This window comes from Capsulimonas sp. (genome assembly GCF_039929585.1).
Taxonomy (GTDB): domain Bacteria; phylum Armatimonadota; class Armatimonadia; order Armatimonadales; family Capsulimonadaceae; genus Capsulimonas.
This window is the reverse complement of record NZ_JBDSQY010000253.1, coordinates 1-25,560: the sequence shown is the minus strand read 5'-3', so window position 1 is coordinate 25,560 and position 25,560 is coordinate 1. Positions and strand designations below refer to the sequence as shown.

Sequence of the window (25,560 nt, the reverse complement as noted above, 5' to 3'; positions counted from 1 at the left end):
GATTTCTCTCGTGTGTGCGTAAGGACAATTGACTACTGGATTTCTGGCAGAGCAATGCGATAGGATTCGGCCCCCTGCCCCCAATCCTGGGGGAGGAGCAGATGCCCCCCGCCCCCACAAGGGGTGTAAACCATAAAATCGATTGCGTGAAGGATTTGCCGCGTGGACGACCATGGGCGCTTACCCCTTTGGGGGCCAGGGGGATTCTTAACTCCTCCCCCAGGATTGGGGCAGGGGGCCGAATCTGCTATAATATCCCCAAATCATCGAATACTTAGAAGGAATCACCCATGACTACCAACACCAATCTCCCCCTCGCCGGCAAAGTCGCCATCGTCACGGGGGCCTCGCGTGGGATCGGACGGGCGATTGCGGAGCGGCTGGCGGCGGACGGCGCATCCGTGGTCGTCAACTATGCGCGCAATGAAGATGCGGCGAGAGAAGTGGTCGAGGGTATTACGTCGCGTGGCGGGACAGCGTTCGCAGTTCAAGGGAACATTAGTTTGGTTTCTGACGTAAGAAAATTATTCGCGGTGGCTAAAGAAAAATTTGGGCGTCTAGATATTCTGGTCAATAACGCCGGGGATGCGCTGTTTGGGCCGATCACGGAGACGACGGAAGAGACGTTCGATATGCTGTTTGATTTGAATGTCAAAGGCGTTTACTTCGCCATGCAGGAGGCCGCGAAGGTTATGGAGCAGGGCGGGCGGATCGTCAACATCTCCAGCGGGGTCACGATCCTGGGCGTCCCGCAGGCCGCGCTCTATGGCGGAACGAAGGGCGCCGTCGAGCAGTTCGCCATGGCGGCGGCAAAAGAATTGGGGCCGCGTGGGATTACCGTCAATACGGTTTCACCGGGCATGACCGAAACGGACCTACTGAAGAAGGTCGTTCCGGAAGAATTTCGGACGGATATGTCGCAGACCGTGCCGCTGGGGCGGCTCGGACAGCCGGACGATATTGCGGATGTGGTCGGTTTTCTGGCGAGCGACGCCGGACGCTGGGTGACCGGGCAGAATATCCGGGCGACCGGCGGCGCAGCGTAGTTTCAATAGACGGCGTCAGCGGGTGGGGGCGCCGCCGCCGTATGGAGAAGGGCGGCGACCTGCTCCGCCGAAGCGGTGTGCGTATCGCCGCGCGGGTGGATCATAATCGCGATGCACCGGCTGCCACTCACAGCGGAATGCGCAAACTCAAAGGCAATCCCCTGCCCCCGTGAATCAAAAATCATTCGCTGGGAATCCGTGGGACGAATTTGGGGATATTGGCGGCGAATCTGCGCCAGCGTCGCGCCCGTGGCGAGGCCGCCATGGGTGCGATACCAGGGCGAAGTGATTCGAATGGCGTTAATTGTCAGCCCATTCGATGGCCGACGGTTCAAGACGCCGTTACTGACGACCTGAATGAACAGTGTATTGCGAACGCCGCGCGCTTCTCGGGAGACCCAAACGATGCGCAAATGCGACATTCCGCTTTCGGCAATGGTCGGCCGGGGAAGCCGCGCCAGAGTCTTCGCGCCTTCCGAACCCAGCGCGGTTTGGCCGATGCTGCGGCCCGGGACGATCCAATGCGACCCGTGCGGCGCCGCCGCGCAGGCTCCCGTGGATAGGACGCCGAGGGCAAAAATACTGATGGCGCATGGCTTCATAAGGCTGTCTCCTTAGCGTTGCAGAGAGTTAATCTTACCCAGTAGGACGCCTTTGGATCAGCGGCGGTTCCATTCTGGTCTAAGCGCCTTTCGTTCATCGAAATTCACTTGACTTACCAGCGTCGCAAGGCCCATAATAGGAACGCCAATGACGAATTTTCAAGACGGAATCGATCTGCACGCCCATACAACGGCGTCGGACGGAAGCTTGACTCCGACGGAGTTGGTGGACAAGGCGGCGGACCTGGGTTTGCAGGCGCTGGCCGTGACCGACCATGACACCATCGCCGGACTTGCCGAAGCGCAAATCGCCGCCCAGAAGCGGAACCTGGAACTCGTTCCCGGCGTCGAACTTTCGGTGGAGGATGACGGCGGACGTTTTCATCTGCTGGGATATCTCTTCGATCCGGAAAATGAGGCGCTTGCCGGAGCGCTCGTACGGCTGCGCGCCAGCCGCGCACGGCGTAACGAGGAGATGGCGGCGAAGATGGCCGAGCTTGGCCTTCCCGTCACCATGGACGATGTCCGCGCGGAGGCCGGCGAGGACGCCGAAGTCATCGCCCGTCCGCATTTCGCACGCGCCCTGCTCAAAAAAGGGATCGTAAATTCGGTACAGGATGCGTTCGACCGTTTCTTGGCGACCGGGAAACCGTTGTATCAGCCAAAGGATGTCCTGACGCCGCGCGACGCCGTCGCCTTGATCCATGGGGCGGGTGGCCTGGCCGTCATCGCACATCCTGGCTTGATACCGCTCAACGACGCTGCGCTCGCGGCGCGTATCGCAAGCCTGGCGTCGGAGGCGAAGATTGACGGCATAGAAGCTTATTATTCGCAGCACGGACCAGCTCAGACGGAGCGTTTTTTGAAGAGCGCCGAGGAGAATGGACTCCTCGTGACAGGCGGGTCGGACTTCCACGGTATTCCGAAACCGCACGTTCCGCTGGGAATTGTATACAACAACCGCCCCGCGCCTTCACATCTTCTGCGGGAGATGCGCGCGCGTTTGGCGTTAGATTAAAGGGACCAATTTATGTCGCACATGCTGGACGAAATCCGGGAGCAGCCGGACGTCGTTCGTAACATCATCGATCGAGAATTTCATCAAGTCGAGGCCCTGGCGGCGGAGATCAAGCGGCGCAATGTCGCATTCGCTTATGTCGCCGCCCGCGGCACCTCGGACAACGCCGCCGTTTACGGCAAGTATGTCCTGGAAATCCAGCACGGCCTGCCGACGGCGATCGCCGCCCCGTCCGTAGTCACCGTTTACGACACCGTGCCGAAGCTGGGGCCGCAGGCGTTCGTCCTGGGCATCTCACAGTCCGGCGCGGCGCCCGATGTCATTGAAGTCATCAAGTGCGCCCGCGAGTCCGGGGCGCTGACAGCCTGTATCACCAACGAGCCGGACTCCGCGCTGGCGCAGGCATCCGAGCACGTGCTCACGATCGGCGCGGGTGAGGAGAAGGGGATTGCAGCGACCAAGACCTACACCGGGTCACTGGCTTTGCTGGCGCTTCTTTCCACGGCGATGGATGACTCGCACCCCGAGCGATTGGTCTATCTTCGCCGCGCGGCCGACGCCATGGAGAAATCTTTAGGCCTTGATGAAGCGCTTCACCAGTTGGTCGAGAAGTACAAGGCCATGACGGGATGCGTCATCATCGGCCGTGGATACAACCACTGCACCGCCTCGGAAACGGCGCTGAAGATCACCGAAACGTCTTATATCAGCGCGAAGTCTTACTCAGCCGCCGCGTTCCAGCACGGACCGATCGCGCAGGTCAACAGCGGCTTCCCCTGCCTGCTCTTTGCGCCGGACGGCAAAGCGTTCCCGGCAATGGCCGAGCTTGGCGAAAAGCTGCGTCAGCAGCACCCTGCCCTGATCTCCTTCGCCCATGACGCCGCCTTCCTCGCCAGCAGCGAAACAGCCGTGCGCATTCCCGCCCCCGTCGCGGAATGGGTCAGCCCGCTGGTCTATGCGGTCGCCGGCCAATTGTTCGCCTATTGGCTTGCGCTCTCCAAGGGCCTCGACCCGGATGCGCCGCGCGGTCTGGAAAAAGTCACGAAGACCGTCTAACAACGCACGAACCTACCGCCCCTCCTGTCGCCAATAGCGACAGGAGGGGCTTTTTTATTTGGACGTTGTATGACAGGATTACTTTATCGCTAAAATTGGAATACTCAAGAAATAGCGTCTCCGCTCGTAGGAGAAAGCAGCGTTTGGAGATTTTTTATGGCGACAATGGCGCCTTTGACGGCGCACGATAGTTTGAAGATCTTGATTGTCGATGATGATGCGTTGGATCGGCGGATGGTGCGCCGTGCATTGAAAGATGGTGAAAGCTCTTCATTGATTACCGAAGTGGATAGCTGCGCCGCGATGATGGCGATGGTGCAGGAGGATCAGTTCGACTGCATCTTTTTGGACTATCAACTCGCGGACGGCACGGCGCTGGCGCTCCTGGAGAAATTACGCGCTCAGAATATCGATACGCCAGTAATTGTCCTGAGCGGGCATGGCGACGAACAGATCGTGCGCGAACTGATGAAAGCCGGCGCCGCCGACTATCTCCCCAAGGACATTGCGACCAGTTCTTATATCAACCGGAGTCTGCGCAGCACCCTACGTTTTTATCAATCCGAGATGCAGGCAAAACATGCCGTGGAAGCGCTTCGCCTGCGCGACCGTGCAATCGCTTCCGCGAACAATGGGATCATTATCTGCTCGGTTGGCCCTGACTTCCCGATTATCTACTGCAACCGAGCGTTTGAGCGCCTCACGGGATACGGCGATAATGAAATCTTAGGGCACAGCTTCCGTCTCCTTGTGGGACCGGAAAGCGACCAGGAGACGGTGAACGAAATCGCACGCTGCCTTGACCAGGAAACGGAGTGCCACCAGGTTCTGCGCAATTATCGTAAGGACGGTTCGTTCTTCTTTAATGAGCTGACATTTTCCCCGGTACGCGACATCGAAGGGCGCTTGTCGCATTATGTCGTGGTCTGCAACGATGTCACTGAGCAGCGGCGGGCCGAGCAGGAAAATTCACGTCTGCTGCGAGAAGTCCGAGACTCTATGGAGCGCGAACGGGCGTTCCTGCGCGACGTGCTGTCGAGCGCCACGGACGGCAAGCTGCGCCTGTGCCACACGCGTCAGGAACTGCCGACGCCCATGACCGAATATGGCGGCTATGTCTCTCTCCAGGCGACAAGCGGCATCGCGGAGATGCGGCACATCGTTCGAGACACCGCCATCACCTGCGGTCTGCCCGAGGAACGCTGGCAGGATCTGGTGACCGCCGTCGGTGAGGCCTCCATGAACGCCGTCGTACATGGCCGGGGCGGCTTCGGTCGCGTTTATTACAAGCCGGGGGAGATGGCGCAGGTCTGGATCGAAGACAAAGGAACCGGCATTGCGCTGATGAACCTGCCCCGCGCCACGCTGGAGTGCGGCTATACGACGGCGGGAACGATGGGCTGCGGATTCAGCTTTATCTTGAAGACCGCCGACAGGCTATGGCTGCTCACCGGTCCGACGGGAACAACGCTGGTGATCGAGAACGATATCGCCAAACCCGAGCTTCCGTGGCTGCGCGAATAGCGATTTAGTAAAGACGCAAAAAGAGAACAGCCGGCGATTGAAATCGCCGGCTGCTTTTCTGCGCCGCTCTGTGTTTGCCCACCAGTGAGCGAACTATGGAGTTGTCGCTGGACCAGTCGGAGTCGGAGCGGCGGGGCCGGTAGGAGCCATTCCCGGCTTCGTCGTGATATCAGCGGGCGTCTTCTCGGTTCCGCCTCGGACTGTGCCGTGGTCGGGGCCGGCCGTAATACGGTTGACGGCGTTCTCGCCAAGCTGCTGGCTGGCCTGGCGGTCCTGCGGCTTCAGCCACGGCCCCCATCCATCGTCATGGCCGTTGGACGCGTTATAGGTGGCCGGATCGTAAACTTCGCGCTCGAAGCCGAGCGTCTGTACGTAGGCGACCAGGTCGCGCGCTTCCTGGGTCGGAACGGGCGTGCCTTCATTGTCCTTGAAGAGCCAGGTGAAGGCCGGCATGATCGAGCCGGGGACCATCTGACGCGGATAATAGAAGTGCGAGTACTGCCAGTCGTCGCTGTACTTGCCGCCTTCACGCGAAAGGTCTGGACCGATGCGGCGCGTTCCAAGGAAGTGCGGCCGGTCGTAAACGTATTCGCGCTCGTTGGAGGGAAGCGCCAGCGAGGTGCCGATCGAATAGCGCTTGATTTCGCCTTCCAGCGGTCGGATCTGCTGCGTATGGCAGTAGACGCATCCTTCGCGCTGATAGATCAGTCGTCCGTGCAGCTGCTGAGCCGTGTAGGGCTGGTGGTAATGCGCCTGGTCTCCCGCCGGGTTCAGCGTGTTAAGCGACCAGTTTTCATTAAACGACGGCAGGAGCATGGTGAAAGTGAGGCCGACCACGAAGGTCAGCGCCACGCCCATGCCCGTCTGCCAGGCGCTTTTTTCCGGTAAGATTTTCATAGTATTCTTATCTGTTACGCGTTCGCCTGAGCGGCGGCGCCACGGCCCTCAGCGACGCGGATTTCATCTTCGGTCGCCGGCGGAGCCGGCACGGTCGCGGTCTTGTACATGTTCCAGACGAACAGGTACATACCGATCAGCATCGCAGCGCCGCCTCCAGCGCGAGCGTGCCAGAACGGCTTCATAAAGTTCACCGTCTCAATGAACGGGATATTCGGATCGTTCCACATCTGGCCCTGCGCGTAGCCGCCGACCCAAAGAGCGGCGCTGAACACGATGAAGCCCAGGAATGACAGCCAGAAGTGCCAGTCGGCCATGCCCTCGGAGTACAGCGGCTTCTTGAAGGCGCGCGGGATGGCGTAGTAAACACCAGCGTACGCATAGAAGGTGAACGTTCCGAAGAGCGCCATGTGCGAGTGGCCAATGATGTAGTCGGTGAAGTGGACCACCGCGCTCAGCGAGCGGAGCGCCTGGAAGGAGCCCTGCGAGCTGACCAGGAAGTAGAACACGGTTCCCGCAATGATGAACTTCAGCGGCACGTTCGTGCGCAGCTGGTGCCATTCGCCCCGGATCGTTCCGAAGAAGTTGGTCACAACCGACAGCACCGGAATAAACAGCAGGAACGAGAAGATCGTCGCGACTGTTTGCAGCCAGTACGGGATCGGCCCGTAGATCATGTGGTGTGCGCCGTTCCAGATGTAAATGGCGCCCAGCGTCCAGAAGCCGATCAGCGAAAGCTTATGGCTGTAAAGCGGCGAGTTCGCGGCCTTCGGCAGGAAGTAGTACGCGATACCCAGTCCACCGGGCGTCGCGATCAGGCCGACGACGCTATGTCCGTAGAACCAGTTGATGTTTGCATCGTTCAGACCGCTAAAGCCGCCGACGCCGTCCGTGCTGAACAGCTGCGAAGGCCAGTTGCCGATCACGTACACGAAGGCGGTCCAGAGCAGACATCCCATCACGTACCAAAGAGCGGCGTACATCTGCGTGTACGTTCGGCGGGCGAACGTGTTGCAGAGGTTCCACATCAGCATTACCCAGCCAACGAGCAGGAAGATGTTGGAGACGATCGGATACTCTTCGTACTCTTTGCCCTTGGTCACCAGGAAGAGGTTGGTGGTGTTGCTCGGGTTCAGCAGGCAGTAGGTGGCGATCAGAATACCAATGCCCCACACGATCGAAGTCGCTTTGCCCAGCTTTTCACTGTACAGCTTGGTTCCGCAGAGACGCGGGACCATGTAGTAAAACAGCGACATGTAGATCGGCAGCAGCCAGCCGAAAATCATTCCCTGCACGTGTGCGGGACGGATACGCGACCACGACATCCACTGCACGGAATAGAACAGGTCGGGGATCATAAACTTCACGGCGGCGATGACGCCGATCGTGCCGAACATGACCAAATATCCCAGCCCGACCCACAGAGCCCATTTGACCGCGCTATCTTCATGCTGCAAGCGCTCCGGCGGAGCCGAAGGCTGCATCGCTTTAATTTGTTCGATTGCCATCTTTCTTACCTTTTCTCGATGGACCGCGTCCTAGCGAGTCACGGCGGGGGCGCCTGTCGCGCCTGGTCCACCCGCACCGGAAGGGCCGCTGGAAGCGGGAGTCGGCTGCGCGACCGGCGCAGGCGACGGAAGGTTCGATCCGGTTCCATCCGCATTCGCCGGATTATTCGGGATTGGCGAAACGCGCTGAGCCCCAGCGCCAGTCGTCTGCGACGACGGCTGAGCGGACGCGGAGACGTCGGTCGGCGATCCCGACATGGACGGAGGCGCCGTGTTCGTGTGTGCAGTAGGATCGCCGTCGATTGCCGGAGTGATCGGCTTGGGGCTGACCTGCGTGCTGCCGCCGGTGTTCTGAGCAGCGTCCGCGGACGTCACACCCTCCGCCTGCTCCAGCTGCTTCGAGGTCAGGCTCAGGCTCCAGACATACGCGATGACTTCCTGGATTTCGCCGTCACTCAGCGTACCTTCCCAGCGCGGCATCGCCGTTCCGGGAACGCCCTTGTGCAGCGACGTATTGATGCGCTGGTAGGACATGGACTGCATGAACGGCGCGTCACGCAGGTTGCGCGGCTTGGGGTTCAGCGACGCGGCGTTGACGCCGTTACCGTCCTGGTTCGGCCCATGACAGCCGATACACTTGTTCTGGTAGATGCCCTCGCCATCGGCGATAGCGGATGTCAAATTCACGTGTGGCGGCAGATCGATGGCGGCCAGGTTGATCACGCTGACGGGATAGCTCCCGCGCACATCAAGATCCTTCTGGATCTTCGCCCGGCCGGCGTTGCTGCCCGCCTCAGGCCTGACGGCGCCAGGGGACTTTGGTCCGAGCGCGCCATAGGCGAGGCCAAGGAAGACGGCTCCGACCAGAACGATTCCCCAGAAGCCCCAGAGCCAATTGCTAACGCGCGTGTCCGCGAGTTCTTTGACGTCGCCGCCGCTGTAGTAATGGAAGCCGCCCGCGTCTTCATTCGGGATCTGCGCACCATCCGTCGGCTTGGCGGTCTCCACGCGAGCCGTGGGGTTCGTGTCTTCTGCCATGTCTTGAATATTCCTTCGCTAATCGGCGGTTCGGGCGCGCCCAAATATCTTGAGGAGATTCTGAGCGCGCTCCGCCGCTATGGGAGATTGATTATCGCTTCATCGTCACGATTTGCTGAACGCGTTATTACCGCGCTGATTAACGCGTCATCGTCGCGACGTCGGGCGTCTGCGCCCCGAGAGACTTCATCTGTCCGCTGGGCATGTCCACGACCGGATCGACGGTCTTGGTTCCCGCAGGACGCAGCGACTGGTCATAGAGCGAAAGCGCCTTTCGCTGAGTATCCGAGAACGGGAAGATCGGCATGATCGACGTTGGGACGAATGCCTGTGGGTTCTCGTAATGCTCCACGAGCCACTGGGTGGAGTGGCGTGAGCCTTCCCACGTCAACTCCGGGCCCGCGACGCCACCCGTACGGGCAGGATCATCCATGCTTTTGCCCTTGTGATCCGGGTTGCCCACGGCGTGGCAGGCATAGCAGCCGCTTTCTTCAAAGAGCTTCTTGCCGCTCGCCACCGTCACATCGACTTTTACTGGCTTGGCCCCATTGTAAGCCGCGATCTCCGACATTCGACTGGAAGCGCTGGATGCATAGTTGTTGCCGGTCTGCGAGGCGATGAACGTTACGAGAGCGTCGACATCTTCCTGCGCCTTGCCGTTAGAAACGTAGCCGTGACGCTCCAGCGATTCGCGAATCTCAGGATTTTCGATATTTGCCTGTCCGCCTGTTTTCTTGAGTTCGTCGGCTCGCGCGTCGACAATATCGTTGATGCGGTCCGGGTCATCCGTATTGTGCTCGCGGTAAGCGAAGAAGTACGGCATGGAGCAGGACGCCGTCTTGTAGCGCGGATCCCACAGTTGATGCTCGATCGTCTCCGGCACTGCGGTGCGGCCTTCGTAAGTCAGCTCCGGTCCGATATTGCCCTTGGAGAGGCCTTCGATCTTGTGGCAGCCGTAACAGGCCTTGTCGCGGAATAACTTTTCACCGCGTGCAATGGTCGTCATCGACGGCAGGTACGCGACCGATAGCTTCGTCTTATCGAACTGCGCGTGGCACTGGGCGCAGGCGGCTTCCATGTACTTCGCGGCCAGCATCGGGCTCAGCCAGCGCTCCGGATCGCCATGTGCGTTCTTTTCGATCAGCTCGCGTCCCGAGCCGTAGTGGCACGTGGTGCAGCCGAAAGTCGGGAACGGATGCTGCTTCAGGTTCGTTTTTTGCAGCCCGTAGTCCGTGAAGTCCGCTGCGGTCAGGCTCTTCTCCGTAGCTAAACCATAGGTGAACTTTTCGCCATGGATGACGCCCAGATCGCGGGCGCCTTCGCCCTCGACCGAAATTCCGGGGTGCGCGCCAATCGTTTTGATGATCCGGAGCGTTTTCGGATGCTCTTCCAAATACTTTGGAACTTCTTCGGTGGTGACGGTTTTGCCGTCCACGGTGCGAATGATGTTTTCCGCCGTCATTTGTGGGTTCAGCAGGCCGATGTGGCAGGACTGGCAGCGGTCGACACGCTGCTGCGAAGTGCCGTCCTGCTGCGTGACAGTAAACTGCCCAACCGTGACCTGCTTGACTTCGATGATACTGTCACGAGTCGCCTGCTTGACTGCGGAATCCGTCGCCAGGGACTCCGCAACATCCTTATACTGACCTTGCCAGTATGTAAAGTCTTCGCTATCGGAGTTCTGGTTGTTCCAGATTGCGCGCGAGCCGGTGATACCGACCAGCGCCAGGAGCAGCAGGCTCCACAACACGAACTTCGTCACCATAGACATGGGAAACAATACCTATCTTTTTCGCGATCCGCGTCTCGTTCTTGGCTATGAAAGCCCGTAATTACTGTACTTCCTTCGGCATTGTGCCGGGCCAATACCAGTTCCAGTTCGGACCACGGAAGTAAACGCCGATAATGATCAGCACGATCACGACGACGACATACAGCGTCCAGAGCGTAGTTGCGGTGCGGCGGCTCTTGGCGAACCAGCGCCCGATCCCGCTATGGTGCCGATCGACGTAGGGAATGGCCATCAGCGCGACTACCACCAGACCGGGAATACCCAGACCGCCCCAGAAGGCGTCGTAAGCGACCAGCTCCTGGAGACCCAGGAAGTACCACGGGGCCTTCGCGGGGTTCGGCGGACGCATCGGGTTCGCGGGCGACTCCAGCGGGGGCGGAGCGAACACCGACAGCGCCAGAATGATGGCGAAGCAGCCGGCGAACAGCGCCGCCTCGCGGATCAGCAGGTGGGGCCAGGACGAAACCATATCGTCCGGGCCGCGGTCGACACGCGTGGAGGACCCCTTGACCAGCTCCATCAAGCCGTAGGTCTTATTGGGGTTACGCGGAAATATCTCTTCTTCACGAACTCGTTTCATAAGTTATTCCGGAGATTCCTTCGGGCTGGAAATCCCGCCGTCCTTGCGAATACGCCACATATGGTAGATGATGAGCGCCGTCAGAATGACTGGCAGGACCGCGACGTGCAGCACATAGAAGCGAATGAGCGCTTCCTGGCCGACGACATCGGAACCCAGCAGCCCCCAGCGCATTTTGTCGCCGATCGCTGGCATCAACGGCGCGCCATGCGGCGCCATCGCGTTGACGTGATCCGAAACCCAGTTCGCCTTGCCTGCGATGCCCGCGCCGACGGTGATGGCCCAGAAGGCCAGCTGATCCCATGGCAGCAGGTATCCTGTAAAGCCGAGCACCAGGGTCAGAACCATCAAAAGGACTCCGATGACCCAGTTGAACTCTCGTGGCGGTTTATAGGCTCCCGTATAGAAGACCCGGCACATATGGAAGAACACGACGGTAATCATCGCGTTGGCGGACCAGAAATGCATTCCGCGCAGGACGCCTCCAAAGGAGACGGCGGAGCGCAGGTCCAGCATACGGTCATAAGCCTGCTCGGTGCTCGGGACATACACAAACATCAGCAGCAGCCCAGAGATGGTCAGCAGGATGAACAGGTACATCGAAAGCAGCCCGAGGCCGAAGGTGTACGTAAAGCGCAGGGCGTGCTTTTCGATCTTCGCCGGCTGGATGTGCAGCAGGAACGAGTTGAAGAACGCCTCGGAGCGCTCGCGCTCGGTCTTCGGGAAGGCCGTGGTGCGATAGATCGACTTGTAAATGTTGTGCCCGAGGGTCGCGGGACGCAGGTTGTCCCAGACTTCCGGAGCCTGCCGATAGATCGCACGGTTGATGCGCGCGAGCAATCCAGGCTGCCCGGACCGCCCACCGCCGCCGGGCGGCGGCGCCGAGCCGCCCTCGGGTTTGACTAACTTGACGCTCATATCGCGCGCCTTTCCTTTTTCAATACGCCGACGGCCTGAGAGTGGCCGCCGACCGTAATATTACCGAATACGACATTCGTGAAACAGCGCCGGACGCTGACAATCTGCGTTCCGGCGCGGCCGTTCATCGGCGAAACAGCGAGTTCCGACTTAGACAATGTTATAGTAATGCCCCGGATCGTTCTTCTTAGATTTGTCGACTTCCAGGTCGCCGCTCGGCGTCAGGGAAATGTCGAACCAGTAAAGCGCGATCTGCGCGGGGCCGTGGGTCACGTTCCCCATATCGTCATACTTGGAGCCGTGACACGGACAGTCGAAACCGGTCGAGGACGCCGCCACGGTGCACCCCAGATGCTGGCAGACCATGGAGATCGCGCCCAGCTGCGAACCGTGCTTGACGATCGTCACCTTTTGGTCCGCAATATTCTGCTTGACGCCGTCGGTGTATCCGCTGGCCTTGCCGATCACGAATTTGGATGGCGGGCCATACTGCACGTTCGGCCAAAAGAAGCGGCCGAAAACGCCGGCTGCGCCCAGAGTCGCGATTCCGGCGATTCCCCATCCACTCAACGATACAAAATTGCGCCGCGTCAGCTCCTGCTTCTCGCGGTCGTAGTTCACGGCCATTGTCGAACCTCGAATCTTAGCACGCTCGGTCTAAAATCTTCGTCTATTTTAATCGTCGTCGTCTTCGTCGCGAAACACGATGTACTTGGCGTCCTCGGCGTTTTCGAAGGCTCCATTGCGGACGCCCCACACAAACCCGATCAGCGTCACCAGTCCCATCGCGGCTCCCGCCACGAGCAAAGTCCAAATACTTTCCAAATTTGTCGCCCTCCCATATCGCGGGCTTTTGACACCGTAACATTATACAGTCGGCCAAAAGCCCATGTCAAGGTGAGTCCCCAGAGTCTTGTGAAAAATTTCGCAAATAGGCAAAATCGCGGGAACAGCGGCCCAAAAAAATCCGTATCCTTGTCCGCTGAACGCAATTTTGCGCTCCAGCGCCAAGGATCTCCCCGCGCGGCCTGCTACCCCACGGGAAGGTTTTGCAGCGTTTGCAGCGCCTCCGTCACATGCTTTTGTGACTCCAAAAGGGCTTCGAACTTACCTCGAACAATCCCGTCGCGGCCAATGACGAACGTCACGCGGCCCGGAATGACGCCCAGAACGCTGCGCACCCCGTAGAGCTTGCGGATCGCCCCATCGGCGTCACTGAGCAGCAGGAACGGCAGACGGTTCTTGGCGGCGAACCGCTGATGCGTCCCGTCATCCCCGCGGCTGATCCCGATCACCTCGGCGCCCGCCTTCGTAAACGCTTCGTAACTATCCCGAAACGCGCACGCTTCGGCGGTGCATACCACGGAGTCGTCCTTGGGATAGAAAAACAGCACGACTGCATTATTTTTCAGGCGTTCGCTGAGGCGGATTGGTTCCCCCGCAGCGTCCGTCGCTGAGAAGTCGGGCGCGTGGTCGCCCACAGGCACACCGCCTTTTGTGGACGTATTTGTTTCTGATTTCTGGGTCATGGGGTGAAATTTTCTAAGCGCTCTCAGGCAGCGCGTATGGCGGCAAATAGACCCGGAACTCGGTTTCCGGGCAGAGGAAGATGGAGTGCGGCTGCTGCATCTCCGCGCGGGAGAGCAGTCCTAGACGCTCGTATAAACTGAAGTAAAGATTCTTGGCCTTGCCGCGCGTCATCCGAATGGCCTTGTGCCAGACGGAGTATGTTCCCAAACGCTTGTCGCCCCGGTAAAAGAAACCGTCCACGGGATGCGTCAGGATCAGCGCCATCGCTTCCTCGGACTCGAACCCGGATTCAAGAACCAGCGCCTCGCCCGTGTCCTCAATGTCGATCTCCGCGCTCGCCCACTCCGATCGGATGCCCATGACGTAGCGGTGATAACGATGATCTTCGCGGCTGTACTCGCAATCGATTTTGTATTTAGCATTGCGCCAGGGGATCTTCCAAAGCCACACGGGAATATTCACCAGTGGCGACCCGAGTGTCGTGCCGAAGAACCAGACCGCATGCTCGCCCGTGGCCCGATCGATCACATAGGCTCTGTAGTTCGTCTGTCCAAAAGCGAAACGCAAAAACGGAAACAGATGGATGAAGTGGAAGTCGCTGTCGTAGAACGGCACGGCGCTCATCAGCGCCATCGGCTTGCCGTCAATCTCGAACTCGGGGATTTCAAACCGGTCTTCAGGAATGTAGCGCGCCAAACGCTCCTTGGGCAGGGCGTAATTAATGAGCGCGAAGTGCTGGAGACGCGAGCGCACGTCGAGAACACCGTTGCGGCGCGCGTCGATGCGGTCATGCAATATTTGCGCGAAATCGAGCGTCGTCATGGGAATAGGATACCATAAAATAGGACGCCCCCCGGCCCACACAGAGGGCCGGGGGGCGTCCTAATCCTACTTCGCCCGGCGCACCACGATCTCGGCGAGGCCGGTGTGCTCCGTACTTTCTTTGACGCCGGTGACCTTGAACGTCAGCGAGGTGATCGTCTTGGCCGGGAAGCTTAGCGACAGCGGAGTGCTTCCGTCATCGGGCAAAGCGCCGACATCGAGCGTGCTTCCATCGCTGAATGTGATCACACCCGAGGTTACCTGATCGACCGTATTCGGCCGGTCGTACAGCGCGATCTGATTGATGGTCTGCGGGGTATCCCATGTCAGGGTCAGCGTGGCTCCGGTAGTTTCCTCGCCCGTGGACCATTCGGCGGCGGGATTGATCGGGTACCCTTCGGCGACTCCGTCAATGGCGCCAGCCGGCGTGTGGCCATTCTCCGAGGAGCTTGCGGCGGCGTGCGCTTGAAGCGCGACATTATCGACACTCCCGGTGGGCGCGCTCAGCGGTAATGCGTAGTCATGCCCATCAATTTGGAATGTGACCCGTGGATTTGACCGCTTCACCCCCGGCGTCTCCACGAAGGCGCCCGAAGCAATGACGCTCTTTTCCATATCGGCGATGTCCACGCCATGATCATGCGGTATCTTTACTCCGAGGGTCGCCTTAGCAAGACCACCGCCCAGCTTGGGTGTCAGGCGTGGGTCGCTGAGATCCGCCGCGTTGCCCTGGATGACGCCGTCGCCGCCATAGAAACGCCAGCCCCGATCGCCGCTGAACGCCGTGTCTTCGTACTGACGCACGAGCGCGACGCCGCCGAGAGCCAGCAGGGCCTCTTTTTGCGCATCCGTCAGATCGCTCGAATCCGCCAGCACTTGCTTCCAGTTCTTTCCCTGCGCGGCGTCACCGGCAATTCCCGCCAGACGGCGGCTTTGCGCACGCGCAGTCAGAGGGCCAGCGTCGGCTTCGGCGGCCTGCACTTCAATCTTGACCGGCTTGCGGAGAGAGCGAGCAGGAACGGTAACGCGCGTGACGCAGAGCGCCGGATCGTAGGATACGACGGCCGGCTGGCCGTCGACGCGCGCTTCCGTCACCTTGTCGGTGTTCGGCAGTTCGACCGTGTATCCGCGCTGGGCGACCTGCCCCGCGTACTGCCCCTTCGCCGCGCCGATCGTCACCGTCACCTGCCCGCCATGGCGGACATAGGTCAGCGGGGTGACGGAGTAGGCGCCCGCAGTGTACTTTTGGCTTTCGCCATCGTCCTCATAGAACGTATAGGAGCCCGTCTTGCCGTTCTCGCCGGGATAGCAGCGCACACGCAGGTTGTCCAGCGCTGTAGTCGCCGGGCGCGCCGCATAGGGCTGCATGGGGATGGGAACACCGCCACGGGCGTACAATGGGAACTCATTGATATCCGCCGAGACCATTTGCTCTGTGTTTCCCGCGTACTTCTCGCCGGTGAAAGTGTTGTACCAGGCGGAGCCTTTGGGGAACCAGACGGCCTGGCGGCCGATACGACCCGGTCCAACGCCCGGCATGGCGATCGGCGCCGTCAGAATATTGGCGCCAAGCAGATACTCCTGGCCATTACGATACGCCTGATACTCTCCCGGATACTCCAAATACAGCGGGCGGTTCAGCGAGACGCCGGTGGCGTACGTTTCATGCGCGCTGGAGTAGATGTAAGGCAAAAGCTGTGAGCGGAGATGGAAGCTGACGCGCATCGAGTCTTCGGCCCACTTCGGATAGTTCCAGGGGCGCCGGTCCGTGGAGGCGTCCCGGCTGGAGTGCGAGCGGATCGTGGCCGTGGTCGCGCCGAACTGACACCAGCGGGTATAGGACTCTTCGTTGCGTCCACCGTTATGGCCGCCGATATCGTGCGACCAGTAGTAGCAGCCGACATTGCCGGCCGTGGAAGTGAACGGGACTTCGAAGCCCAGCATCGCCCATCCCGCATCAGCGTCGCCGGAGAATTGGATCGGGTGACGGTGATCGCCCCACCCCGCCCAGCGACTGAGCGAAATTCCGCGCGCACCCGAAAGCTCCGTACGATCGTAGAGCAGTTGGTTCATCCAGAACAGATTGGTCAGGTCCGGGATCGAGCGGGTGTAGCGGTACTGCTGCCAGTCCAGCCACCAGAAGTCCACGCCATCGTTCTCCAGGGGCGCCAGCACCTGCGAGAAGAAGGCGTCCATGTACTTCTTGCTGCCGGCGTCGAACGGCAGGTTCTTCCCGGCCGCCGGATCTTCTCCCAGCGCCTTCATGAACGGCGCGTACTGATCCTCATGGGGAGCGACCCCGTCGGCGGGATGCATGTTCAGCGTCACATGGAGGCCCTGCTGGTGGAACCAGGCGAGCAGCGCTTTGGGATCGGAGATGAGCTTGTTGTTCCAGGACCACCCCGTCCAGCCGTCGCGATGCCAGTCCATGTCCATAACGATGTTGTCGAGCGGGAAATCGTGCTGCGCGTATTCCTGCACAACGGAGTGATACTCGTCGGAACTGAACGGCCAGTAGCGGGAGTACCAGAGGCCCATGGCGTAACGACGCGGCATCGGCGCGGCGCCGCCGATCGTGACCATAGACTTCAGCGCGCCCTTGTAGTCGCTTCCGTAGCCGAACAGATACCAGTCCGACCCGGCGTCCTGAGGACGCGAGCGAACCCAATCCGAGGTCAGCAGCGGCGTGCGCGAATCATCGATCACGTACCAGCCGTCGCGCGACAGCAGCCCTTTCCCAATGTCCACCGGCCCCTTGGCCCCGTCCAGCGTGGTGACCGTGCCGCCGAGGTTGCCGGGATTGGCCGCGCCGGGCGTCCACGCAGCGTATCCCTTATCCGTTTTGATCTTCGCCGAAAGGTTGGAAGGGCCAAGCGGTTTGCCGTCAGGCGTGTAGGTCAAACGGATGGCGCCGGTGTCGATCGTTTCGGAAGCCCCCGACTTTGAGAGCTTGAACCCATCATAGCGCGCCTTGCGCTCGACAGCAAAAAGAGAACGGTCGTCCAAAAACTTCCCGCCCGGCGCATACTCGATCCGGATACACTCGGGAGTGACGACGGTGAAGCGCGCCTCGCCCGCCACGACCGGATTTGTCGCGGCCCACGCCGCGCTATTCCAGGATACAGCGGCAAGAAGCGCGCCGCACAAAAGCGCGGCTGGAGAACGGTGATTGAAATTTCTCATGAATGGACCTTCAATACGGGGAGTGATTTTATGGTAATCGCCGCGATAAAAGCGCGACAAAGGGAACTGTAAATTACGCGGAATTCTCGATTATCGTACAATAATTACGGAGGCGCGTCAATGAGGAAAACACACCGAAAGATGTCACTTTGTGATTTCGACACGACGGATTTACCGAACGGCGAGCCTCGGCGCCGGACCGGCGGACTCGCGGACGATGAGCTCGGCGGGAAGCAGCTCCAGCGCGCCTACAGGGGTAGCGTGGCGATCCGGATGCGATACGCGCTCCACGATCGCTTCCACCGCGCGCGTTCCCAGGTCGTGATAGGGCTGGCGCACCGTGGTGAGTGGCGGCGTGGTCGTCGCGGACTGCAATTTGTCGTCGATCCCGATGATGGAGACATCCTCCGGCACACGAAGGCCGAGATCCCGACAGCCGGAAAGGACGCCGAAGGCGATGCTGTCGTTGCTGCAAAAGATCGCGGTGGGCCGCTCGTCCACGGGAAGCGCCATCAGGCTCCGTGCGATATGGTAACCGCCGGCGGGATCGTAGCCGCAGGGAATATCCAGCGCAGGTTTGTACTGCGCTTCCAGATCGCGAAGTCCCTGGAGGTATCCCTGGTGGCGCTGCTCGGTGGACAGATACCAGGGATCGCCCTGGAGAAACGCGACCCGGCGATGCCCAAAGTCGCCGAGGTAGCGCATAATGGACCGGCTCGCGCCAAAGTTATCGATATCGAAGCGCATCACACGTGGATCATCGCGGCTGTCGCCGACCACGGCGAAGGGGATCCGCTTGCGCAGCAGCGGCTCAATCAGGGGGCAGTCCTTCAGGGGGGTGATTAGGATGAGGCCATCGCAGTAGCCGTCGGCGAGGATCGACAGATTCTCGTACAGGGCGTCCCAGCTCGGCTCCTGGAAGATCACTGCTTTTTGTTTGCGCTCGCCGCAGGCGCGGCAAATACCGTCGAGAACTCGCCCGTAATACCCATCGAAGACGAGGGTCTCGGGAACGACGCCAAAAACGACCCCGATCGCGTCCATCCGGCGTCGCTGCAAGCCGCGCGCTACGGCGTTGGGCTGATACCCCATCCGCTGCGCGACATCCTTGACATGCTGCCGTGTGGCTGTCCCAATCCGTCCCGTCTCGTTCAGTGCGTACGAGACCGTCATCACGGAAACACCGGCTTCTTTTGCGATATCTTTGATGGTGACCATAGGTTTGCGCCAATTGTATGGTACCAGAATATTACGTGATCGCATGATTTTTTGCGGCGCTTTATCGATAAATTTTTCAGAATGCAGCATATTTGAGCCTTAGATGCATGCCTCACCAAACTTTAGGACTAACCTCGGGGCCGGCGGTTTGCGCGACGATCATTCCCGAGGGTAGCAATCGGCCGTCACATTAGCGCATATTTTGCTGCAATTGCTGAAGCAGCGTCATAAGCGCGACACTTGCCGGCCCCGACTGAGCGTCCCCCGCATTCGTCACGTTATTGATATTCCACATGTTGACGGTGCGGCCAGTATCGACGGGATGCAGGGATTTGACATGTCCGTCACAGAAGAGGAAGTTCGTCAGCGTGGTATGGTTAATAAACTTCATGTCGTTGACGTTGTCCCAAAACTCGGGATCGGTTCTGCTGGTGACTTCTCCCGCCTGGATCACTTGCGCGGGCGACTGAATAGCCGCTAATGAGACCGCGCCGTCAAGGGAGCCCCATCCATAGGTTTTGTCAGGGTTGATGGGGCCGGGACCGCCGTAGAGGTAGTTATTATTGAACCCGCCGTGCGACGCCACGTAACTGGTCGGAACCGTGGCCGATCCGTTCACGAGGGCCTTATCCGAATTGCTCGGGCATTTGAATACGCCTGTGCTCTTGACGTACGGCATGATCTGTTCCTGCCAGGGCGAGTTCTTTCCGTCATTGATCCGAGCCATCGGCAGGATTTCATCGTTATCCTGCGTATACTGCATAATCCCAAGCCCGATCTGCTTGAGATTGCTGACGCAGCTGATCTGGCGCGCTTTTTCGCGCGCCTTGGCGAAAACGGGGAACAAAATCGCAGCCAATATCGCAATTATTGCTATCACAACGAGTAGCTCAATGAGAGTAAATCCCGACTTTGATTTAGTATAAGTAGACATAGTTGAAAAAGCTTTCTCCTGACCATAGAACTGATTTCCAGGCAGCCCTCTGCGGTTGAATAAATTCACCGACCACCTAACCGGTTAGGTAAAGTGTCTCCTCATTATATAACGTCTTTGCATATCTGTCAACAGGATATTTCATAAGAACATGAGAAGTCACATTTGTGGCGTTTCATAAAGTTTCAAGTACACAAAACTTATGGAGTTCGGCCCAGTGAGAATTGTTGAGGCGAAGTAGCGAGGGCAACAACACAAGCGCGGCTCGGCAGTCACAGAAAAGTGGGCAGAGCGGAAAAGCAATGCTTTCCACTCTGCCCAGGATGCCGAAAAACTGATTATTGATACTTCTGCTGAGCGTACTGCAGGTTCGTGTTCGCGACCGTCCAATCGGCGCCCGTGAAGGGAGTATTATCGTTGGTCCACAGGTTCGTCTGCTTTGGAGCACAGCCAGCGGGATCGCATTCGTTAATCGTCGCCATTGGTTTCATCGCCTTGACGTGACCGTCCGCGAACAGGAAATTGGTCACCCCCGTGTGCCCCGCGTAGAAGTCCAGATTGTTGAAGTGGTTCATCAGGTTCATGTCTGGCCATCCCTCATGGGTGCCTTCACTCACCGCAATTGTCTGCGCGGGAGCCTGCATTGAGGCGAGAGTGACGCCGGGCGCCGCCACATCGCCAAAGACACCGCGACCATTTTCCCCGCGATACTGTTGACTAAAGTCCTGGCCAAACTCACCGTTAGCGGTATAATTGCAAACATACGAGCTGGAGTACATGCGATCGTAAGAGATGATGTTGGTGTCAGGGTTAGATGGGCAGGAGAAGACCTTCACGCTCTTCACGTACGCAGTAATACAAGTACGCCAGCTTGTTTTCGTCGCGTCGTCCGGAGATCGATCCGGGTACGTCTCATCGTAATCCTGAGCGTACTGCAGCAGCGCAAGGCCGATTTGCTTTTCGTTACTGGCGCAGGAGATTTGGCGAGCCTTCTCACGGGCCTTGGCGAAGACAGGGAAAAGGATAGCGGCAAGAATCGCGATAATGGCGATGACGACGAGTAATTCAATGAGAGTAAAGCCTTTAATTTTCATCGAAGCGAGTTCCTATTCTTGTATAATATTTACCGGATTTCAGACTTATTATTTATTACCTAACCGGTTTGGTAAAATTGCAAAGCAAAGCCTACAGAGCAGGTCCTGATGTGCCTCGGATGATGATGCTCCCCGGCAGGATGATCTTCCGTCCGGGTTCTTCCTCACCCTTGATGTGCGAAAGGAGCAGGTCGACCGATTGTTCGCCGATCTCCTGGCCCGGCTGGCGCAGTGACGTCAAAGGCGTATCGGCGGCGACGCCTTCCACGCTGTTGTTGATTCCGACAACCGACATCTCTTCGGGGACGCGAACTCCGCGCTCCTGAAGCGCGCTCAGCGCGCCGAGCGCGATCCGGTCGTCCCCGCAAAACAGCGCCGTCGGGCGCGTCGCCTTCGGGCGGTCAAGCAAAGCGATCGTACAATCGTAACCAGATTCACAGTTGTAACCACCGCCAATGTCGAGCGCGGGATCGTACTCCAAGCCTTGGGCGCTCAGCGCTTCCTGGTAGCCTTGCGCGCGGAGGCGTGAACTATGATGGTTATCCTCACCGCGCAGCATCGCAATGCGTTTGTGGCCCAGACCGATCAAATATTCCGTGATCTGCCGTCCCGCGTCGATGTTATCGAGATCGACGATGGAGATATTACTCTCTATTCGGTGATCTCCAATGATCACGAAAGGCGTACGCCGATGGAACAGTCGTGCAAAAAACTCTTCCGAAACCATCGGGACGATCAACAGCAAACCATCACAGAACCCGTCGCAAAACGCAGGGATATTGCTGACTGCGTCCGCCCAAGCCTCGGTATAGAGCAAAGTCTTTTGACGCCGCCGCGAGCTCTGCCCAACGATGCCGTCCACGATCGGCCCCAAATGCTGGTCCGCGATCAGAGATCCCCAGCCGCCGTAATCCATCACGACGCCGATGGTGTTCATTCGGCGATGACTGAGACCACGCGCCACGGCGTTGGGCGAATAGTTCATCTGCTGGATCATCTCCAGCACCCGCTCACGCGTTTCCGGCCCGGCGGCGTCAGGCGTGTTATTCAGCACTCCCGAAACGGTAGCGACGGAAACACCACAAGCCTTCGCAACATCTCTCATCGTCGTCATAAATGATTCTCAGCCCACCATAAACACCAAACCGGTTAGGCTTTCATCAATTATATTATAACTCTGGCAATCTGTCAATATAAAAAATTCGATATGATTTCGATTGCACCCGAGGCAAAAAAAGCCTCCGTTTCGCATTTTGGAAACGGAGGCAAGCATTCTAGCGTTTAGATCTTGCTGAAGGTCATCGCAGCGCTGCCCGATGCGCCTCCAGTGACGTTCATATAGCTGGCGCCTGTGGCGTGCTCTCCAGCGTCATCCTGAGGGTTAGTACTGGCCAATGCGTCCTTGCCAGGAGCAATCTTGCTGGATTTCAGATACTTCACGTGACCATCACACGCCAAATAATTGGAGCCATCGGTGTGAATACCGGCGGTCCCATTATACTGCCGCAAATTCTGCCCGACGGGGTTGCCCGTGGCGTAACCGCCATTGAAGTTCGCCGGAGTCCCCTTACCACCAGTATTCCAAAAGTTCTGGTGCATATCCACAGAAGGCGAATAGTCAGGCCGCACCCCGCTAGCGTTGGCAATATCCAGGGTGGCTCCGAACGCTTCGCAAAGCATTACCGTTGAGGCAGGCGCAGACATCTGCGCCAAGTTGGCGCCAAACCGATTGCCGCCGGAACTCGGATTGCCGTCACCGACGAGGGAGTTGTTGATATCATAGGACACTGGGTTCCAAATATTGCCGTCGCCGGGCGCGTATCTGGTGGGATCGTTAGGACACCGGTACAGCTCCACCGACTTAACATAGGGGTAGACCGGCTGAACCCATCCGCCGCAGAAGGAAACATACTGGTTTCCTGCCGGGAAGCTCTCGTCATTGTCCTGCACGTATTGCAGAAGCCCAAGACCCAGTTGTCGCTCGTTGCTGGCGCAGGAGATTTGGCGAGCCTTCTCACGGGCCTTGGCGAAGACAGGGAAGAGAATAGCGGCAAGAATCGCGATAATAGCGATAACAACGAGCAATTCAATGAGAGTGAAACCTGTACGAGTAGATGAAAAACGCTTCATAGACATAATAAACTCCTTCGAATCATAAATAGTGATAGACGCAATAGAATCGATCAAATCAGAATCACTGAACCGGTTAGGTACGGTATGTGTTCATTATATGCCATCTCCGCGCATCTGTCAATAGGGGAAATTTTTGAGCGGCAGGAGCTCGCTTTTCATAGATCGATCCCGGGCGAAACTATGTATTAAATATTTCGAAATTACTATCTATTGACTCACATATCTAATTGTGATAGAATGCACTCGCGCCGCCGCACGAGCAGTACGCGGTCGCGTTTCCCACAGCAAGTTCGTGGATATGGCGTTTCGCCGCAGGCAATACCCACCGTCTCCAGATTGCGGCGAAACAAGTCGAAGGAGACACGCCACTCGTCGAAAGGGAAACCAATGCTCAAGTTTACGAAGACAGTCACCTCGCTCGGCATTTCAGTGCTATTCGCAACTATTGCGACACAAGACGCACATGCCGTGCAGGCAATCGCCATTGCCGGCGATAACACCAACGCTCCCAATATCAATTACTCGGGAGGATTTGCGGGCACGTTCAATCTGAACATCCCGAACGGATTTCTGCGCAGCAAGGTCGGATTGGGGTTCGCCCCGAACGTCAAGATCGTCTTCTCGCCGCTCGTCGGCGTCGGCGCTGCCGGCTACAACTTCTTCCCCGCCGCCCAGACGTTCAATCAGGTGCTGGGAGGCGGCAAGTTTCAGGTGGTGAACAATGTGACCGGCGTGGTCCTGCTCAGCGGCAGTTTCTCGAACGCAATCCTGCACGGGACTAACGGATCATCCTCGCTTGCGCTGACACTCTTGAAGGACAGCGTGCTCTACAACACGCCATCGCCCTTCTTCCCGGGCGGCCTCAGTCCGCAAGCGGGCTCACTCTCCGTTGAGTTCGTCTCCACCGCTCCGGTCTCCGCCGCCTCTACGGGTTTCGGCGGATTTAAGGCAAATGACGGCATTACGTTCGCCGTTCATTAGAAATGGCTGACGCAGCGCAGGCCCCGTATCCATGGAGGGAACGGGGCCTGTTTTGTTTGGGATTTATCCAGCGGCTTCCGCCGCGACTTTGGGGCGGCGGCCATTCGTTGTCTTGGGTTTGGGCTGAGGCTGTTCGCCGTCTTCGAGGCCGGGCGGAGCCTGCATGCTGAGGACGCGGGAGATGCCGGGTTCCTGCATGGTGACGCCATACCAGAGGGGCGCGGCTTCCATGGTGGTGGGGTTGTGGGTGATGATGATGAACTGGGAGCGGACGCCGAACTCGCGCAGCAGTTCAGCGAACCGTTCGACGTTGGCGCCGTCGAGGGGCGCGTCGACTTCGTCCATCACGACAAACGGACTGGGCTTGACCTGAAGGAAAGCGAAGAGCAGCGCGGCGGCGGTGAGGGCGCGCTCGCCGCCAGAGAGCAGCGCGAGGTTCTGGCGCTTCTTGCCGGGCGGCTGCACCATAATGTCGATGCCGGTTTCGAGAATGTCGTTGGGATCCGTCAGAACAAGATCGGTCTTGCCGCCACGGAAGAGCCGTGTGAAGAGTTCGTCGAAGGCTTTGGCGACGGCGTGAAATGTCTCTAAGAAGACGCCGCGCGTGGATTCGTCGATCTCACGGATCGCTTCTAACAGTTTTTCACGGCCTTCGTCGAGGTCAGCGCGCTGGGCGGTCAGGAACGTAAAACGCGTGGAGACTTCCTCGTACTCTTCGATGGCGGCGGTGTTCACCTCGCCCATCGCCTTGATCTCACGGCGCAGGCGGCCGACTTCCTGCGGGGAGCCGTCAGTGACTTCCGGATCTTCCGGCATCGCCATCGCCTGCTCGGAATCGATCTCGTACTCTTCCCAAAGACGTCCGGCGTACTGGCCGCGCTGGACTTCTAGGCGCGCTTCCTTGAGTTCGGCCTTGTGCAGGATTTCAGCGGTCTCGGCGCGCGCGGTGTCGGCGGCGCGCATCTCCTGGCCCAGGGCGCCCGCCTGACGGCGCAGCTCCTCGCGGACGATCTGCTGCTCATCCAATCGCACCTTGGCGAGGTCGCGCGCCTTGGCGGCTTCGGCGCTTTCGGCGTCCCGGTCCCCCGTCTGGCCTTCGAGCGAATTGTGCTCGGCATGCGCGTCCCGGCTCTGCTGGGTCTTGCGGTCATGCTGGCCCGCGATCTGGTCCAGTTCGGACTGGGCTCCGCGCAGGGATCGGGAAAGACTGGCGACGCGCTCACTCTCGGTCGCAAGGCTGATCCGAACGGCGGTCAGATCCCCTTGCAGGGCGTCGCGCTCGGCGGTGAGAGCCCGTATCTCTTCCGTCTCGGTCGCCATCGCGTCATCGACGCCGGCGGTCTCGACGCCCGCGCTCGCGAGCGCCTCAGCAGCGGCAGCGGCCTGGGCGCGACCCTGGGCGAGCGAGGACTGGCTGGTCTCCATGCGGCGGGCGCTGGCGTCGCGCTGATCGGCGCTGCGCTTGGCCTCGTTTCCGGCAAAGTCCACGCGGCGCGACGCCTCGCTCGCCGCCAGCTGCGCGGCCTGCCGCGCATTCTGCGCCTCGGACAATCCCCGGTCGGCGGCCTCGCGCGCGGCTTCGGCAGCCTTCACATCTTCCCGACGCGCCGACAGTTCTTTCTCCGACGCCGCGAGATCGGCTTTCAGGCCGGCGATCTCGGTTTTGCGTCCTAAGATTTGGCCCGC

General features: G+C 59.2%; 23 protein-coding genes. 5 read left to right on the top strand and 18 right to left on the bottom strand.

Annotated elements, in window-relative coordinates; genetic code table 11:
* The first annotated feature begins 290 nt into the window (after positions 1-290).
* The gene (locus tag ABIZ35_RS19395; protein WP_348221570.1) at positions 291-1,046 is read left to right on the top strand and encodes an SDR family oxidoreductase; all 756 of its coding nucleotides are present in this window, start codon (positions 291-293) and stop codon (positions 1,044-1,046) included.
* A gap of 2 nt (positions 1,047-1,048) precedes the next feature.
* Here ABIZ35_RS19395 and ABIZ35_RS19390 read toward each other — a convergent pair whose 3' ends face one another.
* Positions 1,049-1,648, bottom strand: coding sequence for a hypothetical protein (locus tag ABIZ35_RS19390; RefSeq protein WP_348221569.1), 600 nt, complete (start codon positions 1,646-1,648; stop codon positions 1,049-1,051).
* A 148-nt stretch (positions 1,649-1,796) separates the two neighbouring features.
* Here ABIZ35_RS19390 and ABIZ35_RS19385 point away from each other — a divergent pair, with 148 nt between their 5' ends.
* From ABIZ35_RS19385 to ABIZ35_RS19375, 3 genes are all read left to right on the top strand, one after another.
* Positions 1,797-2,666 carry a PHP domain-containing protein gene (locus tag ABIZ35_RS19385; protein ID WP_348221568.1) on the top strand — a complete coding sequence of 290 codons (870 nt, stop codon included), beginning with the start codon at positions 1,797-1,799 and terminating at the stop codon, positions 2,664-2,666.
* Positions 2,667-2,678: 12 nt separating this feature from the next.
* Complete coding sequence (locus tag ABIZ35_RS19380; protein ID WP_348221567.1) at positions 2,679-3,722, top strand: SIS domain-containing protein; 1,044 nt, start codon at positions 2,679-2,681, stop codon at positions 3,720-3,722.
* 156 nt (positions 3,723-3,878) lie between these two features.
* Positions 3,879-5,246, top strand: coding sequence for a PAS domain-containing protein (locus ABIZ35_RS19375; RefSeq protein ID WP_348221566.1), 1,368 nt, complete (start codon positions 3,879-3,881; stop codon positions 5,244-5,246).
* A gap of 93 nt (positions 5,247-5,339) precedes the next feature.
* Here ABIZ35_RS19375 and ABIZ35_RS19370 read toward each other — a convergent pair whose 3' ends face one another.
* The 16 genes from ABIZ35_RS19370 to ABIZ35_RS19295 form a co-directional block, all read right to left on the bottom strand.
* A complete protein-coding gene (locus tag ABIZ35_RS19370) occupies positions 5,340-6,143 on the bottom strand; it encodes a cbb3-type cytochrome c oxidase subunit II (protein WP_348221565.1) in 804 nt (267 codons plus the stop codon).
* A gap of 14 nt (positions 6,144-6,157) precedes the next feature.
* A complete protein-coding gene (locus ABIZ35_RS19365) occupies positions 6,158-7,651 on the bottom strand; it encodes a cbb3-type cytochrome c oxidase subunit I (protein ID WP_348221564.1) in 1,494 nt (497 codons plus the stop codon).
* A gap of 30 nt (positions 7,652-7,681) precedes the next feature.
* Positions 7,682-8,689 (bottom strand): c-type cytochrome, encoded by a 1,008-nt coding sequence (locus ABIZ35_RS19360; protein ID WP_348221563.1) that lies wholly within the window; start codon positions 8,687-8,689, stop codon positions 7,682-7,684.
* Between the two features lie 139 nt (positions 8,690-8,828).
* Positions 8,829-10,460 (bottom strand): c-type cytochrome, encoded by a 1,632-nt coding sequence (locus ABIZ35_RS19355; RefSeq protein WP_348221562.1) that lies wholly within the window; start codon positions 10,458-10,460, stop codon positions 8,829-8,831.
* 61 nt (positions 10,461-10,521) lie between these two features.
* Positions 10,522-11,061, bottom strand: coding sequence for a menaquinol oxidoreductase (locus tag ABIZ35_RS19350; protein WP_348221561.1), 540 nt, complete (start codon positions 11,059-11,061; stop codon positions 10,522-10,524).
* Between the two features lie 3 nt (positions 11,062-11,064).
* Entirely contained in the window at positions 11,065-11,979 is a 915-nt protein-coding gene (locus ABIZ35_RS19345; protein WP_348221560.1) for a cytochrome b N-terminal domain-containing protein, read from the bottom strand.
* A gap of 150 nt (positions 11,980-12,129) precedes the next feature.
* Positions 12,130-12,606 (bottom strand): Rieske 2Fe-2S domain-containing protein, encoded by a 477-nt coding sequence (locus tag ABIZ35_RS19340; protein ID WP_348221559.1) that lies wholly within the window; start codon positions 12,604-12,606, stop codon positions 12,130-12,132.
* Between the two features lie 48 nt (positions 12,607-12,654).
* Positions 12,655-12,804 carry a cbb3-type cytochrome oxidase assembly protein CcoS gene (gene ccoS, locus ABIZ35_RS19335; protein WP_348221558.1) on the bottom strand — a complete coding sequence of 50 codons (150 nt, stop codon included), beginning with the start codon at positions 12,802-12,804 and terminating at the stop codon, positions 12,655-12,657.
* A gap of 206 nt (positions 12,805-13,010) precedes the next feature.
* Positions 13,011-13,508, bottom strand: coding sequence for a peroxiredoxin (locus ABIZ35_RS19330; RefSeq protein ID WP_348221557.1), 498 nt, complete (start codon positions 13,506-13,508; stop codon positions 13,011-13,013).
* A gap of 13 nt (positions 13,509-13,521) precedes the next feature.
* A complete protein-coding gene (locus ABIZ35_RS19325) occupies positions 13,522-14,331 on the bottom strand; it encodes a DUF2071 domain-containing protein (protein WP_348221556.1) in 810 nt (269 codons plus the stop codon).
* Between the two features lie 66 nt (positions 14,332-14,397).
* Positions 14,398-17,514 (bottom strand): TIM-barrel domain-containing protein, encoded by a 3,117-nt coding sequence (locus ABIZ35_RS19320; protein ID WP_348221555.1) that lies wholly within the window; start codon positions 17,512-17,514, stop codon positions 14,398-14,400.
* Positions 17,515-17,685: 171 nt separating this feature from the next.
* Entirely contained in the window at positions 17,686-18,732 is a 1,047-nt protein-coding gene (locus ABIZ35_RS19315) for a LacI family DNA-binding transcriptional regulator (protein WP_348221554.1), read from the bottom strand.
* Positions 18,733-18,922: 190 nt separating this feature from the next.
* Positions 18,923-19,666 carry a DUF1559 domain-containing protein gene (locus tag ABIZ35_RS19310; RefSeq protein WP_348221553.1) on the bottom strand — a complete coding sequence of 248 codons (744 nt, stop codon included), beginning with the start codon at positions 19,664-19,666 and terminating at the stop codon, positions 18,923-18,925.
* 338 nt (positions 19,667-20,004) lie between these two features.
* The gene (locus tag ABIZ35_RS19305) at positions 20,005-20,760 is read right to left on the bottom strand and encodes a DUF1559 domain-containing protein (RefSeq protein WP_348221552.1); all 756 of its coding nucleotides are present in this window, start codon (positions 20,758-20,760) and stop codon (positions 20,005-20,007) included.
* Positions 20,761-20,851: 91 nt separating this feature from the next.
* Positions 20,852-21,874, bottom strand: a complete 1,023-nt coding sequence (locus ABIZ35_RS19300; RefSeq protein ID WP_348221551.1) for a LacI family DNA-binding transcriptional regulator — start codon at positions 21,872-21,874, stop codon at positions 20,852-20,854.
* A gap of 167 nt (positions 21,875-22,041) precedes the next feature.
* Complete coding sequence (locus ABIZ35_RS19295) at positions 22,042-22,890, bottom strand: DUF1559 domain-containing protein (RefSeq protein ID WP_348221550.1); 849 nt, start codon at positions 22,888-22,890, stop codon at positions 22,042-22,044.
* A gap of 390 nt (positions 22,891-23,280) precedes the next feature.
* Between ABIZ35_RS19295 and ABIZ35_RS19290 the strand changes: the two genes are divergently transcribed.
* On the top strand, positions 23,281-23,874 hold the full coding sequence (locus ABIZ35_RS19290; RefSeq protein WP_348221549.1) for a hypothetical protein: 594 nt from the start codon (positions 23,281-23,283) through the stop codon (positions 23,872-23,874).
* 63 nt (positions 23,875-23,937) lie between these two features.
* Here ABIZ35_RS19290 and ABIZ35_RS19285 read toward each other — a convergent pair.
* A partial coding sequence (locus ABIZ35_RS19285) for an AAA family ATPase (protein WP_348221548.1) occupies positions 23,938-25,560 on the bottom strand: 1,623 nt, incomplete at its 5' end.

Coding starts and splice junctions, on each gene's coding strand:
- ABIZ35_RS19295 (WP_348221550.1), bottom strand. CDS start 22,890: ATGAAGCGTTTTTCATCTACTCGTACAGGTTTCACTCTCATTGAATTG.
- ABIZ35_RS19350 (WP_348221561.1), bottom strand. CDS start 11,061: ATGAAACGAGTTCGTGAAGAAGAGATATTTCCGCGTAACCCCAATAAG.
- ABIZ35_RS19390 (WP_348221569.1), bottom strand. CDS start 1,648: ATGAAGCCATGCGCCATCAGTATTTTTGCCCTCGGCGTCCTATCCACG.
- ABIZ35_RS19300 (WP_348221551.1), bottom strand. CDS start 21,874: ATGACGACGATGAGAGATGTTGCGAAGGCTTGTGGTGTTTCCGTCGCT.
- ABIZ35_RS19355 (WP_348221562.1), bottom strand. CDS start 10,460: ATGTCTATGGTGACGAAGTTCGTGTTGTGGAGCCTGCTGCTCCTGGCG.
- ABIZ35_RS19360 (WP_348221563.1), bottom strand. CDS start 8,689: ATGGCAGAAGACACGAACCCCACGGCTCGCGTGGAGACCGCCAAGCCG.
- ABIZ35_RS19330 (WP_348221557.1), bottom strand. CDS start 13,508: ATGACCCAGAAATCAGAAACAAATACGTCCACAAAAGGCGGTGTGCCT.
- ABIZ35_RS19310 (WP_348221553.1), bottom strand. CDS start 19,666: ATGTCTACTTATACTAAATCAAAGTCGGGATTTACTCTCATTGAGCTA.
- ABIZ35_RS19325 (WP_348221556.1), bottom strand. CDS start 14,331: ATGACGACGCTCGATTTCGCGCAAATATTGCATGACCGCATCGACGCG.
- ABIZ35_RS19320 (WP_348221555.1), bottom strand. CDS start 17,514: ATGAGAAATTTCAATCACCGTTCTCCAGCCGCGCTTTTGTGCGGCGCG.
- ABIZ35_RS19290 (WP_348221549.1), top strand. CDS start 23,281: ATGCTCAAGTTTACGAAGACAGTCACCTCGCTCGGCATTTCAGTGCTA.
- ABIZ35_RS19395 (WP_348221570.1), top strand. CDS start 291: ATGACTACCAACACCAATCTCCCCCTCGCCGGCAAAGTCGCCATCGTC.
- ABIZ35_RS19345 (WP_348221560.1), bottom strand. CDS start 11,979: ATGAGCGTCAAGTTAGTCAAACCCGAGGGCGGCTCGGCGCCGCCGCCC.
- ABIZ35_RS19365 (WP_348221564.1), bottom strand. CDS start 7,651: ATGGCAATCGAACAAATTAAAGCGATGCAGCCTTCGGCTCCGCCGGAG.
- ABIZ35_RS19340 (WP_348221559.1), bottom strand. CDS start 12,606: ATGGCCGTGAACTACGACCGCGAGAAGCAGGAGCTGACGCGGCGCAAT.
- ABIZ35_RS19380 (WP_348221567.1), top strand. CDS start 2,679: ATGTCGCACATGCTGGACGAAATCCGGGAGCAGCCGGACGTCGTTCGT.
- ABIZ35_RS19305 (WP_348221552.1), bottom strand. CDS start 20,760: ATGAAAATTAAAGGCTTTACTCTCATTGAATTACTCGTCGTCATCGCC.
- ABIZ35_RS19385 (WP_348221568.1), top strand. CDS start 1,797: ATGACGAATTTTCAAGACGGAATCGATCTGCACGCCCATACAACGGCG.
- ABIZ35_RS19370 (WP_348221565.1), bottom strand. CDS start 6,143: ATGAAAATCTTACCGGAAAAAAGCGCCTGGCAGACGGGCATGGGCGTG.
- ABIZ35_RS19375 (WP_348221566.1), top strand. CDS start 3,879: ATGGCGACAATGGCGCCTTTGACGGCGCACGATAGTTTGAAGATCTTG.
- ABIZ35_RS19315 (WP_348221554.1), bottom strand. CDS start 18,732: ATGGTCACCATCAAAGATATCGCAAAAGAAGCCGGTGTTTCCGTGATG.